Source organism: Dactylosporangium maewongense (assembly GCF_039531485.1).
GTDB classification, from domain to species: Bacteria; Actinomycetota; Actinomycetes; order Mycobacteriales; family Micromonosporaceae; genus Dactylosporangium; species Dactylosporangium maewongense.
Genome location: NZ_BAAAQD010000096.1, coordinates 1 through 1,030 on the forward strand (window position 1 = coordinate 1; position 1,030 = coordinate 1,030).

1 protein-coding gene is annotated in these 1,030 nt (G+C 65.2%); it reads left to right on the forward strand.

Annotated elements, in window-relative coordinates; translation table 11 throughout:
• Positions 1 to 93 precede the first annotated feature (93 nt).
• Entirely contained in the window at positions 94 to 1,008 is a 915-nt protein-coding gene (locus ABD332_RS59870; RefSeq protein ID WP_344516094.1) for an IS982 family transposase, read from the forward strand.
• Positions 1,009 to 1,030: the final 22 nt, after the last annotated feature.

Here is a 1,030-nt window from a genome sequence, read left to right on the forward strand (position 1 = left end):
CTAGACGGTCTATTCCAAGGGATACCGGGGCGGTGAAAGTAGACGAGGGTCTCCATGATCGACGTTGCTGAGCAACGAGACCATGGAGGCCACGTGCACGTCGATCTGGACACCCTCGCCACTGCACTCTACGTGAAGATCGACGACGAACTGAAGGCCTCACCGCAGCTCAACCCGTACCGGCCGAAGGTCGGCATCACCCCGAAGATCACCGACGCGGAACTGATCACCGTCGCGGTCCTGCAGGCGCTGCTCGGCCACCACGACGAGATCCGGTGGCTGCGCGGCGCCCGCAAGGCCATCGGACATCTGTTCCCGTACCTACCCAAACAGCCCGGCTACAACAAACGCCTCCGTGCCCTGATCACCCAGATCGCCCACTGCATCGCCGTCCTCGCCGCGGACACCGACCTGTGGCGGCACCCGGTCCGCATCGCCGACTCGACCCCCGTGCAGTGCGGCACCTCCCGAGAGACCGTCAAACGCTCCGACCTGGCCGGCTGGGCCGGCTACGGCTACTGCGCCTCGCACTCCCGCCGGTTCTGGGGCCTGCGCCTGCACCTGGTCACCACCATCCACGGGCTACCCGTCGCGTTCGCCCTGACCAACCCGAAGACCGACGAGCGCGACGTACTGATCGACCTGGTCTCATTGCAGCCGGCCATGTTCCATCACCCGGACGGACTGATCCTGATCGTCGACAAGGGCTACCGCGACCGCCTCACCGAGACCTGGCTCAACGAAACGGATATCGACGTCATACGACCCGCATACCGCAACGAGACACCACGCCCCGGCCGGCCCATGCTGCGCGCCGTCCGCCAGAACATCGAGTCCGTCAACCAGACCCTCAAAAGCCAACTCGATCTCGAACGGCACGGCGGCCGCACCCCCACAGGCGCAGCCGTCCGCATCCTGCAACGCCTCCTGGCCATGACCGCCGCGATCTGGCACAACTGGCACACCGGCCAACCCGTCATGCGATCCCTGATCGCTTACGACCACTGAACCCTTGGAATAGACCGTCTAG